At 56.0% G+C, this 17,994-nt stretch carries 8 protein-coding genes; 5 read left to right on the top strand and 3 right to left on the bottom strand.

Annotated features, from left to right (window positions below):
* Positions 1-8: 8 nt before the first annotated feature.
* Together HDF12_RS15125 and HDF12_RS15120 are read right to left on the bottom strand one after the other, a co-directional pair.
* A complete protein-coding gene (locus tag HDF12_RS15125) occupies positions 9-2,702 on the bottom strand; it encodes an ABC transporter permease (RefSeq protein ID WP_218892473.1) in 2,694 nt (897 codons plus the stop codon).
* Between the two features lie 10 nt (positions 2,703-2,712).
* On the bottom strand, positions 2,713-3,057 hold the full coding sequence (locus HDF12_RS15120; protein ID WP_179584697.1) for a PadR family transcriptional regulator: 345 nt from the start codon (positions 3,055-3,057) through the stop codon (positions 2,713-2,715).
* Between the two features lie 781 nt (positions 3,058-3,838).
* On the opposite strand from HDF12_RS15120, the gene HDF12_RS15115 reads away from it, so the two are divergent.
* The 5 genes from HDF12_RS15115 to HDF12_RS15095 all read left to right on the top strand — a co-directional run bounded on the left by HDF12_RS15115 (position 3,839) and on the right by HDF12_RS15095 (position 15,549).
* Positions 3,839-4,057: a hypothetical protein gene (locus tag HDF12_RS15115; protein WP_179584695.1), complete on the top strand. Its 219-nt coding sequence runs from the start codon at positions 3,839-3,841 to the stop codon at positions 4,055-4,057.
* 298 nt (positions 4,058-4,355) lie between these two features.
* A complete protein-coding gene (locus HDF12_RS15110; RefSeq protein WP_179584693.1) occupies positions 4,356-6,074 on the top strand; it encodes a glycosyltransferase family 39 protein in 1,719 nt (572 codons plus the stop codon).
* 1,118 nt (positions 6,075-7,192) lie between these two features.
* On the top strand, positions 7,193-10,819 hold the full coding sequence (locus tag HDF12_RS15105; protein WP_257025685.1) for a TonB-dependent receptor: 3,627 nt from the start codon (positions 7,193-7,195) through the stop codon (positions 10,817-10,819).
* 126 nt (positions 10,820-10,945) lie between these two features.
* On the top strand, positions 10,946-13,123 hold the full coding sequence (locus HDF12_RS15100; protein WP_179584691.1) for a glycoside hydrolase family 3 C-terminal domain-containing protein: 2,178 nt from the start codon (positions 10,946-10,948) through the stop codon (positions 13,121-13,123).
* A gap of 44 nt (positions 13,124-13,167) precedes the next feature.
* A complete protein-coding gene (locus HDF12_RS15095; RefSeq protein ID WP_179584689.1) occupies positions 13,168-15,549 on the top strand; it encodes a glycoside hydrolase family 31 protein in 2,382 nt (793 codons plus the stop codon).
* Positions 15,550-15,589: 40 nt separating this feature from the next.
* Here the strand turns inward: HDF12_RS15095 and HDF12_RS15090 are convergent, their stop codons facing one another.
* Positions 15,590-17,992, bottom strand: coding sequence for a glycoside hydrolase family 95 protein (locus HDF12_RS15090; RefSeq protein ID WP_179584686.1), 2,403 nt, complete (start codon positions 17,990-17,992; stop codon positions 15,590-15,592).
* Positions 17,993-17,994: the final 2 nt, after the last annotated feature.

Raw genomic sequence — 17,994 nt, 5'->3', positions numbered from 1 at the left:
AGGGTTAGTTACTGGGCTTTCAGCGCTTCGACTGGATCGACTCCAGCAGCGCGGCGCGCTGGTAGATAGCTGGCAATCGCAGCCGCTGTCGCCAGGACAACCGGTACCGCAAAGAACGTCAGGGGATCGAGCGGGCTGATGCCGAAGAGCAGGGTTTTCATGAGCTGCATCAGTGCAGCTGCTGCTCCAAGGCCAACGGCAATGCCAACTCCGGTTAGCACAAGAGCCGATCGAACGAACATCCACCGCAGCAGGTTTTTCTGTGCTCCAAGTGCCAGTCGAATTCCTATTTCGCGAGTCCTCTGCGAAACAGCATATGAGATAACTCCATAGATGCCGACGAGGCTCAGGGCAAGTGCCATTGCACCGGCAAGCGCCAGCATTACAAGCGTGAATGAGGTCCGCGCAAGCGACTGGCTATAGATCTCCTGCATAGTGTTCACCGATGCGAGCGGCAGGCTCGCGTTCACAGACCAGACGGCCTGTTGCACCTGGTTGAGGAAGCTTTCAGTTCCAGCACGGTTACTGCGAATGGCGAACGTGACAAAGCGTGGGGCATCGATGGTAGGCTTCGGCGTATATGGATCGTTGATCATTGCCGGCCAGTAGACGATGGCGGGCGCTTTCTCATCAACGCCGTGCACCCTCACATCTTCGACGACTCCGATCACCTCCTGCCATGGAGTGTTTGAGAACTGACGGAGCCGTTTGCCGATAGCCGAGGACGCCGAACCCCACGACTCCCGCGCAAAGTTCTCCGACACGATCACCTTGGGCCGCAGGTCGTAGATATCTGCCCATGTGAAGTCGTGACCAGCCACAAAACGTGTACCCATAGCATTGAAGTACGCTGGTGAGACGAAGTTGAAGAGCCTGAGAGGAGGTTCCCCGCCTTCGTAATTTTTTCCTTCTACGCGAATCTGGTCCCAGTTGGGGTCGATGTTCTCCATGGGAACAGATCCGGCGAACCCAACCGAAGTGACTCCCGGAATGGCAGCGATTTTGTCGGCGATGTTGTTCTGAACGTGCGTGACCACTTGCGGATCGGAGACCAGCAGGTCGGGAATCCAAATATGCGTGGTTTGCAGGTGCTGGGGATCGGCAAAGCCGGGCTCGACGCGGTGTAGCGCAGCGAAGGTGCGAATCATAAGCAGAGCGCTTATTAGCAGAACGAGCGCCATGGCTACCTGTGCTATGACCAGTACATTGCGCGAGTGCTGCCGCGCACGACCAGCGCTGGCTGTCCGGTTTCCGCCTCCCATCATTGCGGAGGTTTGGGTCCGCGCATATCTCATAGCCGGTATGGATCCGAAGAACAGCCCCGAAAGAATCGAGAGAGCGAGAGTCAGGCCGAGCGAGCGCGCATCGAGAGAGAGTTCGCTCAGGCGCGGCAGATCGGCGGGACCCGTGGCAACGAGGAGGCGCAAGCCGACAAAGGCTACCACGATCGCAAGTACGCCGCCGAGGAGTCCGAGCGATATGCTTTCGATCATCAGCTCACGCGCGATGCGCATACGGCCAGCGCCGAGCGCGGCTCGAATGGAAAGCTCCTGGTGGCGAGACTCCGCGCGCACCAACAGGAGATTGGCCACGTTGGTGCATGCAATCAGCATCACGAGTCCGACGGTCGCCATAACCACCCACAACATACTGCCTACGCCGCCAATGATCTGCTGCTTCAGTGAACGGAGGCTGGGTGTGATTCGCCACGTCTCGTAGAAGTGAGGGTTGGTCCCGGGGCCGTTTGACCAGGAATCCATCCAGACAGGAATCAGACGCGCAATGTCGGCATCTGCCTGTGCGATCGCGATCCCGGGCTTGAGACGAGCGATTCCGTAGAAGCCGAAGCCTGCGAGTTTTTGATTGGTGCGATCCAGCGCCAGCGGGATCAGAAGATCGAAATCACGATCGACGAGCCGGAAGCCGCGCGGCATCACGCCAACAACCTCTCTGGTCTGGGCGTCGACCTGAATAGGGCGCCCGATCACATTGCGATCTCCGCCGAAGCGGCGTTGCCAATACCCGTAGCTCAATACCACGCTCTTTCGTCCATGCGGATCCTGATCGACTTCAGAAAGCCAACGGCCGGCTACAGGAGGAACTTTAAGTGTCTCGAGTACGCCGTCGCTCACGATCTCGGTTCGCACCTCTTCCGGTTTAGCCACGCCCGTTACACTGGCCGTACCCGGCGTCCAAATACCCATTGTCTCGAACGTTCGATTGTGCTGAGAGAAAGTGAGGTACATCGACGATGAGAGCTGAAGGCCGTTGGAAAAGTTGGCGAGTCCCCCGGCGCCAGGAGCGTTGAGCCATAGAGAGACAAGCTGTTCTGAATTGGGGTAAGGCAACGGCTTCAAAAGGATGCTGTTCAACACGCTGAAGATCGCGGTATTGGCCCCGATCCCGATCGCCAGCGTAAGGAGAACGGTCGCGGTAAAGCCCGGCGACGTCCGCAGCCTTCGGAAGGTGAACTTCAAGTCGGCCACAATGGATTCAAGCGCCGGCCATTGCCATACTTCACGGCTGCGCTGTTCAATGAGAGCCACGTTGCCAAATTCGCGCCGCGCCTCCTGCTCTGCCTGCTTGCGCGAGATGCCGTCGTCCATCAACTCCTCGATACGGTTCTCCATATGTTCCTGGATCGAAACGGAGATATCGTCATAGCGGCGGCGTCGAGAGAAAAATTGAGCGAACCACTGCAATTGTGACCTCCTACGCCTTGGCAACAGCGAGCACGCGCGTGATGCCGGCGAACATCTTTTCGAAGCTGATGACTTCTTTCTCGAGGTGGCGGATGCCCGCGTCAGTAAGTCGATAAATGCGCGTGGGGCGGCCCTTGGTAGAGACTCCGGTCTCCGCTTCGAGCCAGCCTTCCTTCAGCATTCGCTGGAGTGCCGGATAGAGAGAACCTTCTTCCACCTGCAGCAGGTCGTCGGACAACTGTTTAATATGCTTCACGAGTGCATAGCCATGCATGGGGTGTAGTCGCAGGGACTGAAGAATCATGACCTCCAGCGCACCAGGGAAAAGATCGCGATGTTTGGGGTTCTTCGCCATGGAAGAATACTATATCAAAATACCTATTCTAAAAATAGGTATTTTGTCAGGTGAAGCATACATAAAAAACTTCGCTCCTTCAACTCGGGCAAATTCTGCATGTGATCTATAGGCGGGCTCCAAATCGTGCAGAGAACGCAGAGTTGGATCGGTACGGTAAGCCCCGCTCGCTGCGGAAACGTTTCCGCAGACAACTCCTGCTTCATTGCGGAAGGAGGGCGTACGGTGCGGCGGGGGCTGCGGCACTGTTGCCTGTCGCAAAGAGATCGTGATGGTGACGAGGATCAATCACACCGCCTCACTACCTAAAATGTTCCGGCACTGACGGAGTTCTTCTGCTCAACGTTCGATTTGCAGACGGTGGAGAGACCTAACGAGAAACTAGCGGTGCAGCGGAACACCGACGGCTTTATGCTGATACCGTGGTACGGCAAGCGCATGACTCCGCAGCAGTGGTCTGCCCGATTCTTCTGCATCCGTGAGAGTGATTAGTAGCGCGTCCATAAGTTGCGTGGCAAACCGTGCGCGGGATGAGACCCGCTACTAGACCGAGGCCCAACCTGGACATGCGGAAGAAATTGGGATAGAAGATATACAGTAACCGTGGACCCAATGAGTATAACTTTGGGGCTGGTTCGCTGCCGCTCGGACCTCAAGTCCGGAGCTGGCATTCAAGACAGCCTTCTATATTTCAGGTATCCCGAAACCTCAGGCTACCGAAGCCAAGACCCCTATCTAGCGACTCCATCCGGCACGAGACATTTAGCATAAGGAAGTTGCCATGAGCACTCTTTGGTTCCTTGCCGCATTGGCTTTGGATGATCGTACGTTACCGACTCCAGGTGAAAATCCAGGCGAAACTGGCAGTTTTCTCCCAGGAATACCTGACAACCTGCTGATACTCGTTGTCTCGATCGGCGCGCTTCTGGCGGTGCCAACCTTGAAGGTGGCAGTCCTATTGCTTCGAGAATTTAAGTTCTGGCTTCGTGAACATCTCTAAGAAATTGTATCAGCGTAGAAAACGGTGAGGGTTAGGAAACTTTTCTACCCTACGTGATGCTGCTTTCGCAGTCGTTGTCTGCGTACCAACAATTCTCGTCCTCGGATTTTTGCCAAGCCCACACTAGTATCACGTCGTCGTAACCTGTAGTGCGATTCTCAATGCGGCGATCACTGTGGCTGTCTGTTGGAATCCGGATGATATGACCAGGAGTACGGCCTTATCCAACAATGTATAAACAAGAAAGTCTCTTGTTAACGGGGGCTACTAACTCCTGTAGATGAGGTGGAGGAATCTTTTGTTTGCGCGAATTCGTAAATCTGCATTCGGTCCTGCCTTGTGCGGTCTGTTTCTTGTCCTTGCGATTGTTGTTTCACATCCTGTAGCCGAGATGGGTCTGGATGACGATTGGTCTTACATTTGGAGCGCACGGGTACTCGCCGATACGGGGCACGTTGTTTATAACGGATGGTCGGCCGCTATGCTGGGTTGGCAACTGTACCTCGGCGCACTCTTCTTCAAGATATTCGGATTTTCTTTTTTTATTGCTAGGGTCTCCGTACTAGTTGTTGCGGTAGCGACGATCATGTTGGCTCAACGCCTTCTCGTTCGCTTAGGAGTGAACGAGTGGAACGCTACGGTCGGCGCTCTGATGATTGCGCTGTCACCAGTGTTTTTGTCAGTGGCCTTTAGCTTTATGTCCGACGTCCCGGGGTTTTTCTGTATAGTTCTTTGTTTCTACAGTTGCGCACGCGCGATTCAGGCAAGCACGACGCGGAAGGCGATTGGATGGCTCGTGTTTGCAGCGCTATCAAATGCAGTTGGTGGGACTGTCCGCCAGTTAGCTTGGCTTGGGGCTCTGGTAATGGTTCCTTCCGTAGCATGGCATCTTCGGAGAAGGGCTGGCATTCCGATAGTGGCAGCTGCGTTGTGGCTCATCAGTGTCGGAATGATCGGATGGAGTATGTACTGGTTCCGCCACCAACCTTACTCACTTACCGATGCGCTCGTACACATGCCGCACGGACGAGTAGGCGGTGTGCTGAAGAACATAGTGCTGCGTAATAGCCTAGCTATCTGTTTCTTCGTCCTTCCAATTATCACCGCCTTCATAGTCAAGCTGCCCTTTCGCGATCGGCTAACGCGTTTTGAAGCTACTGCCCTATTAAGTGCCTTTGCAGTGGTGGGGCTTCTCGGTTTGATTTTCAGCAAGCAGATTAGCTTCGAACTTGAGTTCACTAGCAGCACCGTTATAAACAGAGGATTGACCAGCGGATCTGGGATTCTTGGTGTACAGCCGGATGTACTTCCTTATGACTGTCGTATGGTGCTCACTCTGCTAACCCTTGCTGCTCTCTCGGGTTTCATTCTGTTTCTACTTAACGTTTCCAAAATTCAACGCCCGCATTGGAAAGGCAAAGCGACATTCACATGGAGTAGTACGTTTGCGATGTTTGGTCCATTTACCATGGCCTACATCGTATTGCTCGTGACAAGGACAAACATCTTCGACAGATACCTGATTCCCTTGATCTTTGTGGCCGTAGTGGGTCTTTTGAGGTTATATGAGGAGAGAGTCGGTGGTCGTCTACCGTTGTTGACCGTGGCTTTAATTCTGATGTTTGGAACCTTTGGTGTTGCTGAACTTCACGACTTGTATGCCAGAGATCGTGCGGTGTTGGCAATCACAAACGAAGTGCTGTCCACGGGTGTGACTAGAAGTGAGATTCGTGCTGGATTTGAATACGACGCCTGGACAGAACTCGAGAATTCTCGTTATGTCAACGATTCTCGGTTGATGGTTCCAACAGGAGCTTACAAGATTCATCCAATGCGGCAAGGTCTTTCGCCGGCATGTCAATCCTGGTTTTCAGGCCTCATGCCGTCGTTGAATATTCACTATGCTTTGGCGTACGACCAATCAACGTGCTATGAAACGTCATCTTTTGCGCCTGTTTCCTTTCAGGCGTGGTTACCTTCTCACAATCGCACTCTATACGTTCAGAGGGTCCCGTAAAGCAAAGGATAGTCGGAATCATAGACCCTGAATTCGATAGCTCGCTCAATCGTCGGACCGCCCCTACCTTCATTGTTAGAGACTCAACAGGGTAGAAGGGGGCAGCGGCTTGAACTGCGACGATTGTTCCGGCTCTTCTGGTCAGCGAGTGGCGGCAGTCGGCAGAGTGGGGAACAAAGACAGTGATCGAAGGGATGTCCTAATAGGATGCTTCCATTTCGGGGACGACAACCTCGAAACGGGAGCAAAAATCGGCACAAACGGTTAGATGAAGCTGGCTTGGACCTCAGCATAGGTTGGCCATAAGAACCGTCAGAGTCACAACCCTTCGACTCTGGTTGCCTCCACTAATCCGACCACTCACCTCGTCAACCTCAAACTTCACGCCATATACCAGCGCGGGTTTGCACACGCCGCCCGCGTCACTCGCATTGGCATTTACGAGCATAGTTCACGCGCAAGGCACGATGGACTTTTCCGGTGCTCAAACGCTCACGGGAACTTTCAAGACTTTTGCGGTTTATGCGGTCATCTGTTTCGGCTGATCTTCGCCAAATTCGGATCATGAGTGGTCGTTTTCGAAGACGCCATCCCAGGCCTCTTCGTAGCGCTGTTTGGTGCAGGCGTCTTCGGATGGGCTCCTGGCTGGATCGGTTCTCTGATGGGCCAATCAATGAACAGACCAAGGGCCAAGCACGGCCTCGACCCCTCAACAGGGATGGCGGTCATATTAGTCACGGTAATTCTGAGCTTCGCGCTGAAACACCCTGCGACTCCGCCTGACGGTTGTAGACCCCTTTATTTATTCTTTATTCCCTACTTGCAATGTTCCTGCAAGTGGCCAAGTTTCTGAAAGTCCATTGCCGTAACAATATATCTAGACACGCTCAGTCCATGCGTGCTTCGTTTCGCGCTTGCTGCCCATTAAAGCTCCTTGATCCCTCGAAAACCGACAAAAGAGCGGTTTTTCATCTTTTTAATTTCATAGTTGACTGTTTTTGTTTGCGTGTACTATGCTCATTTCGATTTCGTACAAGACTAAATCTATTCCCTGACAGAGAGCTACCCAACAACAATTAGTTCGGGTCACAAAAAAATCAAGTGAAAGAGGCCGCACCATGCTTTACACAATGTCTAACCTTCAACTCAAAAGGAGACTCGCTTTACTCCTATTCCTGACCGTCAGCTTGCTCGGCACAGCTACACATCTGCAGGCGCAGACTACTGCCAGTCTCTCGGGCAACGTCGTCGATACGACCGGCGCCGTCATCCCGGGAGCCACGGTCAGCCTCACCAACACGGCAAGCAGAGACAAGCGCAACGTGACTTCCAACGCCTCCGGCTATTTCACCTTCGCTGGTGTTATCCCAGGGACCTACACGGTGCAGATTGCGGCGCCTGGTTTCCGCGGATTCCGTCAGGATAATGTGACGGTCGACCCGGGAGACGTTCGCAATCTCAACAACCTCAGCCTCACTGTCGGTGGCAGTACAGACACGGTCACTGTAGAGAGCGCTGCCAACGAGATCGCCCCCCAGGACTCCGGCGAGCGCTCGGCGCTATTGACCGCCAGGGACATAGAGAGGCTTCCTATTGAGAGCCGCAACCTCTCTGAATTACTAAAAATTCTCCCTGGAACCACGACAACCGCGAGTGGCACGGGCAACGGCCCTGGCTTCGACTTCAGCGATAACGGGTCTTCAGGCTCTGCGGTTGGAGTAGGCCTTAACACCAATGGTGCTCCCTATCGCGGAGGCACAGCCTATCTGTTGGACGGCGCGAGCATCATCGATCCCGGCTGTGCCTGCTGGTCGATCGCAACTGTGAACCCGGATATGACCCAGGAGGTTAAGGTTCAGACCTCCAACTTCGGCGCCGATGCGGCCCAGGGCCCCGTCGTCATCAACGTGATCAGCCGCTCCGGTTCGTCAGAGTTCCACGGTCAGGGGTATTTCTACGCGCGTAACAGTGTGCTGAACGCCAATACCTGGCAAGACAAGCACAGCACAACTCCAACCGCACGGCCGGAAGCCTCTTACTACTATCCGGGCGGCAGCGTGGGCGGCCCCATCCTGATTCCTCACACCAACTTCAATTACAGCCGCAAACTGCTTTTCTGGGCTGGGTTCGAAGATTTTCGTCAGACACTCCCAGCAGCCTCACCCTTAACCTCCTATGTGCCGACCCCGGCCATGCGCGCCGGCAACTTCAGCCTCAGCGATCCGGACAACGCAGCACTCTGCGCTACGAGCACAGGAAACGATTTCTGTCAGTCACTGAACGGCGGATACGCTCCGGATGGAACAAAGCTGAGCGGCACGCAGATTCCTACGCAGTATCTCGATCCAGGTGCGCTGGCGTTACTGAAGCTCTTTCCCCAGCCCAATACGAATCCCTCGAGCAACGGCAGCGGTTACAACTACTTTCTGCAGACGACCAACGTCCACAATGGATATATCTACCGCGGCCGCGTGGACTACAATCTCAGCGACAAAAACAAGTTGTTTGTGAGCTACCAATATGGCAGCGACTCCGAGACCAGCCTGGCGCATATCTATTACACCCCTTCCAATGCCGTCGCCTATCCTGGTGGTCCGCTCGTAAGCGCCGTTCACTCTCACGTGTTGAGCGGCAGCTACATTCATGTGTTTAACTCCGCGGCGACCAACGAATTACGCGTCGCCGTGGGCTGGCTGGACAATCCGTTCTCCGCCAGCAACCTGAAGGCGATGGATATCTCTACCCTCGGCTATCCCTACGGCACCGTTTACAACAACGCCTCCGAGCTTGTGCCGTCAATTAACTCGCCGGGAGCCCGTACGTTACCCGACATTTCACAACCAGACCTGTTTGGAAATGGCGGAGTCTACAACACCAACAAGAAGGCCCCGTCTGTGGCCGATGACGTCACGTTCGTCTACAGAACACATACTTTTAAGATGGGTGGCTACTGGAGCCGGTCAGGTAATAAGCAGGAGACCTACGGCTCTCCCAACGGGTCGCTCTCGTTTGCAAGTGGGGCAAAGACCGATCAGGTCACCGGCCTGACCATAGGCACGGTCAATCCGCTGGCAAACTTTCTGATGGGCATCACCAGCGGCTATACGCAGAATAATAGTAATCCCACCGACGACATGGCCTATACCACCGGTGCCGGCTATTTCCTGGATAACTGGAAGACGACCCGCCACCTGACGCTCAACCTCGGACTTCGCCTCGAACACCTCGGTCGATGGCAGGACAACACAGGTACGGGTCTTGCAGTGTGGGAGCCCAATCGCTACGCTGCCGACGTCAGCACAGGCAAGATCTATCCTGGTGTCTATTGGCATGCTATCGATGGGGCCGTCCCTAACGGAGGATCTCCAGTACAGACGATCTTCTTCGAGCCTCGCCTCGGATTAGCCTATGACGTTAGAGGCAACGGTGAGACTGTTGTGCGCGGCGGCTGGGCGGCCTATCGCTGGAACGATCAGTACAACGACTATGCTGGTCCGCTCCAGACATCACTCGGGGTCAAGACGTACAACTCCAGCAATAACCAAGCAATCACCCTCAAGGAGATTGCAGCCCTCGGTTCAAACTCGGCGTCGCTTGGTTCACTGCCTTCGAGCGTTTACGCTACCGACCAGGCCGACGACAAGGTGGGCGTAACCTATGCCTACAACCTGACCATCTCGCAGCGCATCCCGCGCAATATGCTGCTGGAGGTCGCCTATGTCGGCAATCAAACTCAGAACATCCTCATGGGTGGACAGAGCGGCGGCTCCGGTGTAGGCGGCACCAGCTTCGTCAACCAGAACAAGGTTCCGGTCGGCGGACTTTTCAAACCAGATCCCGTCACCGGCGCACCTGCTCCGGTTGATCCTGAGAACGTTCCCAACATCGCGGACTATTTCCCCTACTACAAGGGCTACGGCACCAACGCAATCTCGGTCAACACCCACTCGGGTTATGCGAACTATAACGGAGCCCAGGTCAGTCTGCTTCGCCAGACGGGCCGTGCAACTTTCAATGTCAACTACACCTACTCAAAGTCGCTGGGAATCGTCGGCGGCGTCGGCAACTCATCGACCTCGGTCGATGCCTTCAACGTCGCGGGCAATTACGGCGTCCTGAACATCGACCGTCCCCACGTCGTTAACACTTCCTATGCGTTCGATCTCGGCTCGCCCATTCACGGTCATCTCCTGGCGGGTGGATTTGTGAACGGGTGGACGCTCTCCGGCACCACTACCTGGCAGTCAGGTGGAAATCTGCAGGCAAACACAAGCCAGAACCTCGGCTTGACCATCGAGAACACCACGCTTGGCCACACCGTAGGCTCATCCACTTTCTACGGAACGCCATTCAACAGTGTGCTCCCGGTCACCATCTGCAATCCAACCGCTGGCCTTAAGCACAATCAGCACGTCAACCTCGATTGCTTCACCGCGCCACAGATCGGGCAGGTGGGAGACCGTCAGGCCCCGTATCTCAGCGGCCCGTCCTACTTCGACTCCGATCTCGGCATTTACAAGAGTTTCCACGTCACTGAGCATCAGGCCCTGCAGATTCGTGGATCGGCGTTCAACTTCCTCAATCATCCGCTGCCTGGCTACAGCACCTCGGATCTGGTGACACTAAAGCTTCAAACTCCGAATAACAGTTCCTTCGCGTCTCAGGTCTCTAATGTCGACCGTGGCATCACCGACGCGAAGTACACACAACGCACCCTATTGCTCGCAATCAAGTACAACTTCTAGCGGAGTTGTTCTCCAATTGTGCAATTGGACGAGCTCTGCCGCCACCTGCCCTGGCGGTAGAGCCTGTCTTATGTTCCGTCTGTATCACTCTGCAAGTCACGCCGAACGATAGGGAGTATCGCTGTCATGTATAGGTTCAACCGATCCATCTACATCGCGTCTACGCTCGCTGTCGTCTCCTTCTCGCAGCTTCTACCGGCGCAGCAGAGCTATCGTTTTCAAGACACCCATCTCCCCGTCGAGGAACGCATCACCGATCTGCTCTCGCACATGACGCTCGAGGAGAAGGTGCAAGCACTCAGCACGAACCCAACCATTCCCAGGCTAGGAGTCGTCGGCACCCAACACGTAGAAGGCCTGCACGGGCTCGCCCTTGGAGGTCCTGCCGGGTGGGAGGGTAAGAATCTTCCCGTCATTCCCACGACTCAGTTTCCTCAGTCGCGCGGACTCGGCCAGACCTGGGATCCCGCACTCATTCAGAAGGCTGCTGCTGCTGAAGGTTACGAGACTCGTTATGCGTACGGGAAATACCATCGTGGCGGCATGGTCGTTCGCGCGCCAAATGCTGACCTCAGCCGCGATCCGCGCTGGGGTCGCAGTGAAGAATCTTACGGAGAAGACCCGTTCCTCGTCGGAACAATGGCCGCTGCTTTTACCCGCGGACTGCAGGGCGATGATCCTCATGTCTGGCTCACTTCCTCGCTCCTCAAGCACTTTCTCGCCAACAGCAACGAAGACGGTCGCGATGGCTCCTCGTCGAACTTCGACGAGCGCCTCTTCCGTGAGTATTACTCCGTGCCGTTTCGCATGGCCATCCAACAAGGTGGTGCCAACGCCATGATGACCGCCTACAACGGCTGGAACGGTGTGCCGATGATCGAGAATCCTGTGCTTCGCTCTGCGGTCATCAAGGAATGGGGATTCGACGGCATCATTTGCACCGACGGCGGCGCTCTCACAAATCTCGTCACCCATCACCACGCCTTCAAAACTATGTCTGAGGCTGCCGCTGCCGCGATTCACGCGGGCATCAACCAGTTTCTTGATGACTACCGCCAACCCGTCATGGACTCCCTCAAACAGAACCTCATCACCGAGCAAGAGATCGACGCCAACATCCGCGGCGTCTTCCGTGTCATGCTGCGACTGGGCATGCTGGACCCTGCCGAGCAGATTCCTTACGCCAAAATCGGCGTAGTCGATCAGGTAAAGGGAGATCCATGGAACTGGCCCGAACGACACGCTCTCGCACGTCAGGTCACCGATGAGTCCATCGTGCTTTTGAAGAACGAAAATAACATCCTTCCTCTTCGTCCCGACAACGCAAAGAACATCGCAGTCATCGGCCCACTCGCCGACCGCGTAGCACTTGACTGGTACAGCGGTACTCCGCCCTACGTCATCACGCCGCTCGCTGGAATCCGCACACGCGCTGGATCGTCCACATCCGTCGCCTTCTCGAAAGGGGATGATGTAAACGAAGCTGCCGCTCTCGCCGCCAAAGCCGATGTCGCCATCGTGATCGTGGGCAACCACCCTACATGCGACGCTGGATGGTTCAAATGCGCACTGCCGAGCGAGGGCAAAGAAGCGATTGATCGCAAGAGTCTCACGTTGGAGCAGGAAGAACTCGTCAAGGCTGTCTACGCCGCCAATCCCAAGACCGTTGTTGTACTGCAAACGAGCTTCCCTTACACGACCAACTGGACCCAGGAGCATATACCAGCCATCCTCCAGATCACTCACAACAGCGAAGAGCAAGGAAACGCCCTCGCGGACGTGCTCTTTGGTGACTACAATCCAGCGGGACGTCTAACTCAGACATGGGTTAGCTCCATCGATCAGCTTCCTCCCATGATGGACTACGATCTTCGCCACGGTCGTACTTACCTCTATCTCAAACAGAAACCTCTATATGCCTTCGGCTTCGGCTTGAGCTATACGAGTTTCGTCTATTCGAATTTGCACGTCAGCACATCCACCCTCGCGCCGAACGGCGACTTGACCGTCACCGCCGACATACGCAACACAGGCACGAGAGAGGGTGACGAAGTCGTCCAACTCTACGTCGCCTATCCTCACTCTACCGTGTCGCGTCCCATCGAAGAACTAAAAGGCTTCGAACGCACGCACCTTCGCGCTGGTGAATCCAAAGCCGTCACTCTTCACCTACCCGCACAGTCGCTCGGCTACTGGAATGAAACACAACACGCCTTTGTTGTTGAACCTGGCCCCATCGAACTTCGAATCGGCGCCAGCTCGGACGATATCAAGCTAAGCAAAACCTTAAACGTCGCCCGTTAGGTACGGACCCCTCTGGTAGATACTTGAACAAAGAAGAGAAAATTATGTCCAGGCACCTCCGCACCGCTGTCCACTTCATTCCGCTTTCTTGTCTCTGCGCGCTTCTGGCAACTCCGGTGATTCGCGCTCAGCAGCTGTCGCTCTCTCGCGATAACGCCACGGTGCTCGTCGAGCCCTACGCGCCAAATATCGTTCGCGTCTCCATTAGCCTGCGGCGCGAGGATGCGCTCGCTGCACCGGGGTATGGCATCGTAGCGACGCCAGCTCCTACGGGATGGACAGCCGGGAGTGAGACTTCAGGTGACACCTTGCGTTCCAACCGCCTTGTCGTCACGATCTCACCCCAGGGGCCGAAGTGGGTTCCCACCGGAACCAGAGCCGACATAGCGAAGTTCTTCAACGGCTCCACTCCAGGCGTCGGCCTCTCCATAAAAACCCCCGATAATGCGGACCTCGTTCACATGCAGGGCTGGCAGATGTCGGTCCCCAACCACAAGGACGGTAACGCCGACATCCTCTATGACAGGCGCGCTACGGACCCACCCTTCTTCCAGGTGGGCGCCAGCTTCGCTTCTCCTCCGGACGAGCACTACTATGGCCTGGGCCAGAATCAGGAAGGTTACCTCGACCATCGCAACCATGTACTTCGTTGTGCTCACGATTACAACGCACCCTCGGGCCAAAGTGTATGTGTTCCATTCATAGTTACAAACAAAGGTTACGGCATCCTTTGGGACAACCCGTCCGCGACCACCGTTGCCTTCGGATTCAACGATCAGGTGCGTTGGACGTCAGACGTCGGCCAGCGAGTATCTTTTTTCGTCATTGCCGGCGCAACCTACGATGAAATCTACGCCGGTTATCGTCTGCTCACCGGCTCAACCCCTATGCTCCCAAAGTCTGCGTACGGATACATTCAAAGTAAGCAGCGCTACACGAGTCAGGCCGAACTTCTCGGTGTGGCGCACGGATATCGCGAACGTCACTACCCGATCGACGACCTTGTCATCGACTGGTTCCACTATACGATCATGGGTCAGATGGACATGGATCCCGCCAAATGGCCAGACCCCACGGCGATGAACAAAGAATTGCACGCCATGAACTTCCACACCATGATCAGCATCTGGCCCCGCTTTGTCTCCCAAGGCCGTTACTACAATACTGTGCTAAAGAATGGATGGTTCGAGCATCTCGCCGACGACACGCCCACCAATGGTTTACCGTACGACCGCGCCGGCTCAGACATCGACACCACCAATCCTGACGCCGCAAAGTGGTACTGGGGCGTGGTCAAAGAGAACTACATTAGCAAAGGTTTCGACGCCTTCTGGGCCGACGAGACCGAGCCGGATCTTCCTCCTAGCGGAAGTTACTTCCACATTGGCCCTGGCACGCAGTTCTTCAACACCTACCCCCTCTTTCACACTGCAGCCTTCTACAACGGCTTTCGCGAAGACCTTCCGACCCGCGCACTCATCCTCGCTCGCGACGCCTATCTCGGGGCGCAGCACAACGGCGCCATCTTCTGGTCATCCGACATCAGCGGAAATTGGGACACCCTGAAGCGTCAGGTCCCAACCGGCATCAACTTCGTGGCATCGGGTACACCCTACTGGAGCACCGACATCGGTGGCTGGCAGTATCTTCCCTCGCATCACACGCCGCTGCACACTCCGCTCATCGACCCCTCTGACGCCCGCGAAAACATCGGCCACTACGATGACTATCCCGAACTCTACGTACGCTGGTTCGAGTACGGGGCCTTTCAGCCCAACTTCCGCAGTCACGGAAGCCGTCCGCAGAATGAGGTGTGGTCCTACGGCAAGCAGGCCGAACCAATCCTCGTGAAGTATCTCCGCCTTCGCTATCAGCTCATGCCGTATATCTATAGCCTAGGCCACATGACCAACCAGACCGGCGCTCCCTTCATGCGCGGACTGTTCATGGACTTCGGAAGCGACCCTAAGGTTGCCAACATCGGTGACGAGTATATGTTCGGACCTGCTCTGCTGGTCGCTCCGGTAACAGAGCAGGGAAGTACTTCACGGGAGGTTTATCTGCCCGCTGGAACCGACTGGTACAACTACTGGACGAATGCGAAGGTGCATGGTGGGCAGGCCATCACTGTCGATGCTCCCATCGACACGATTCCCCTCTTCGTTCGTGCCGGTTCTATCATTCCTCTCGGCAGCGCTGTTGAAAGTACCAACGAAGATCAGAAGATCGATCGCGTTCGCGTCTATCCCGGCGCCGACGGCGACTTCGACCTCTATCGCGACGATGGCAACACCTACAACTATGAGAAGGGCCAATTCCAACTCACCCATCTTCACTGGTCCAACGCAACAGGAAAGCTAACCCACAGCGGTCCAGACGCATGGAGCGCGCCCGATGCCTCGGTGATGGAGGTAGAAAACCGATAGCTAGAGTCGCACCTTCTGAGACGGGTTACTCGAACGCGCTCTAGCCAACCGTTCGCAGCAACCCGTCGAGTACCTTCCTCGCGCCAGCCTTCATCTGCAACTCGCGAACAACCGATCCATAGCGAACTTTGACAACCCCATCGCGCTTTGACTGTAGCCTCAACTCTGTCATTCGCCCAGCCTTCCATGTCACTCCAACGGTCACTCCTCCCATCGCCCGTAGCCCGTCGACTCGCCCCTCGGGCAACGCGGAGGGCAATGCTGGCAGCACGCGAACTTCATTCGGACGGCTATCCAGCAGCATCCCCGCAATCGCCGCGGTTGCTCCAAGGTTTCCATCGATTTGGAACGGCGGATGCGCATCCCACAAATTCGGAAAGCTTCCCGCCGAGCTCTGCTTAATGGGATCTACTGGATTCCACAGGTTTCGGAGCAAGGCATACGCATGGTCGCCGTCTCCGAGCCGCGCCCACAGCAACATTTTATAAGCAAGCGACCAACCCGTTGCGCCATCACCTCTTACCTCCAGCGACTGTCGCGCCGCCTCAGCCAGCTTCGGAGTTGTTTCAGGATCGATCTCTCCTCCGGGATACACGGCCCACAGATGCGAAACATGACGGTGATGCGGATCGACCTCGCGATATGGCTCAAGCCACTCCATCACGCGGCCGTCGGTGCCAATCTGGATAGGAGCAAGCTGCGTCTGAGTTTGGATCAGCTTCGTTCGTAGATCCTCGTCCAGCCCAAGCTTCGCCTCCGCCTCTGCCGTCGCGCCGAACAGGTAACGCAGATTCTCCTCGTCGATCGCAGGTCCCATGCACACACTGGCCTTCCGTCCATCGGGCATGTAAAAAGTGTTCTCCGGCGAATTGGAGGGCGCGGTGACAAGCCATCCATGCTTCGGTTCGTGAACCAGCATCGACAGATAAAACTCTGAAGCGCCCTTCATCGTGGGATACATACGTCGTAGAAACTCCGCGTCGCCCGTGTAGAGATAGTGCTCCCATATGTGCTGGCACAGCCACGCCGAACCGATAATAGTCGAACCCCACGAAGCCTCTTCTCCGGGTGACGTGAAGCCCCACGCATTCGTCATCACATGCGCGACCCATCCATCGGCGCCGTAGTAGCTCCGTGCTGTATGCCCGCCGGGCACCTGCAGTCCTTCCATAAGAGCGAACAGCGGATCCGTTAGATCTCCTAGCGCCGTCGGCTCCGCTGGCCAGTAGTTCATCTGCACATTGACGTTCAGGTGCCAGTCGCCCTTCCATCCAGGATGAATCCCCTCTGCCCAAAGCCCTTGAAGATTTGCCGGCAGGCCACCCGGACGAGACGACGAAATCAACAGATAACGCCCAAACTGAAAGTAGAGCGCCGCCAACCCAGGATCGTTCGCTCCCCAATGAGCCGCGGCTAAGCGGTCTGCGGCCGTGCTCTGTTCCAGCGCTGCGTCGCCGTCTCCCATCGCAAGCGATACTCGGCGGAAGTAGCTGCGATAATCCGCCTGGTGGCGCGCAAGCAACAACTTATAAGGCTGCTGTGCCGCCGCGCGCATATCCTGCAGAGCGACGAACTCGGCGTCATGGCTGTGACGGCCTGCGAAACCTCCATAGTTGGTTGCCGCGGTCACCAGTAGCGTAACCTCGTCAGCGCGATAGATCAAAAGAGAATCGCCATCGACTGGTTTTATCGTGCCGCCGCGAGTGAACGCTCGCACACGGGTGGCATACCGAAGACCAGCCACGTCGTGCGCGCCCGAATCCAGCGCGCCCGTCATTACCAAGCCATCTTTACCATCGGTCTTCGTCTGGAAACGCTCCACTCTGCCCAGACGAACGCGCAACGAAAGCGAACGGGATCGGCTCACCCGCAGGTGCACCACAATCACCTGATCCGGGGCGCTTGTGAATACTTCGCGTGTATAGCGCACTCCATTTACAACAAAACTCGTTGTCGCCACGGCCCCATCGAGATCAAGCCATCTGCGATATGCGCTGGCGTTCGCATCCTTCATCCCATCAAACGAGAGCAGTAGCTTTCCCAGCTCCTCGTACGAACCATAGCGAGGATCGCCGCTCCCCGCATCAGCCGATGTAAAGCTCTTATTTACCAGCGTCTCAGCGGCCACATTGTCACCTGCAAGCAGAAGCCTGCGAATCTCTGGAAGCTCCTTCGCCGCGTCTGTGCGATCCGAGTCGTGGGGTGAGCCGGACCACATTGAACTCTCATTCAGGTCCACTCGCTCCTCGGAGACGCCTCCATACATCGTCGCTCCCAGCCGTCCATTGCCCGTTGGCATAGCCTCCTCGAAGACGCGTGCCGGCGCACCGAAGCGCACCATCAGGTCACCGGAAGGCACGAAGCTCTGGGCTGCAAGCATTGAACTGAAGCCAAACAACAACGTGAGCGCGCCCCATCGTTCCGCCTTCGAGAAGCCAGACAAAG

The organism is Tunturiibacter gelidiferens (assembly GCF_013410115.1).
GTDB classification, from domain to species: Bacteria; Acidobacteriota; Terriglobia; order Terriglobales; family Acidobacteriaceae; genus Edaphobacter; species Edaphobacter gelidiferens.
This window is presented reverse-complemented; position numbering and strand designations above follow the sequence as displayed.

Bases quoted from the DNA above. Each gene is read 5' to 3' on its own strand.
- HDF12_RS15120 (WP_179584697.1), bottom strand. From the start codon at position 3,057: ATGGCGAAGAACCCCAAACATCGCGATCTTTTCCCTGGTGCGCTGGAG.
- HDF12_RS15115 (WP_179584695.1), top strand. From the start codon at position 3,839: ATGAGCACTCTTTGGTTCCTTGCCGCATTGGCTTTGGATGATCGTACG.
- HDF12_RS15105 (WP_257025685.1), top strand. From the start codon at position 7,193: ATGCTTTACACAATGTCTAACCTTCAACTCAAAAGGAGACTCGCTTTA.
- HDF12_RS15100 (WP_179584691.1), top strand. From the start codon at position 10,946: ATGTATAGGTTCAACCGATCCATCTACATCGCGTCTACGCTCGCTGTC.
- HDF12_RS15095 (WP_179584689.1), top strand. From the start codon at position 13,168: ATGTCCAGGCACCTCCGCACCGCTGTCCACTTCATTCCGCTTTCTTGT.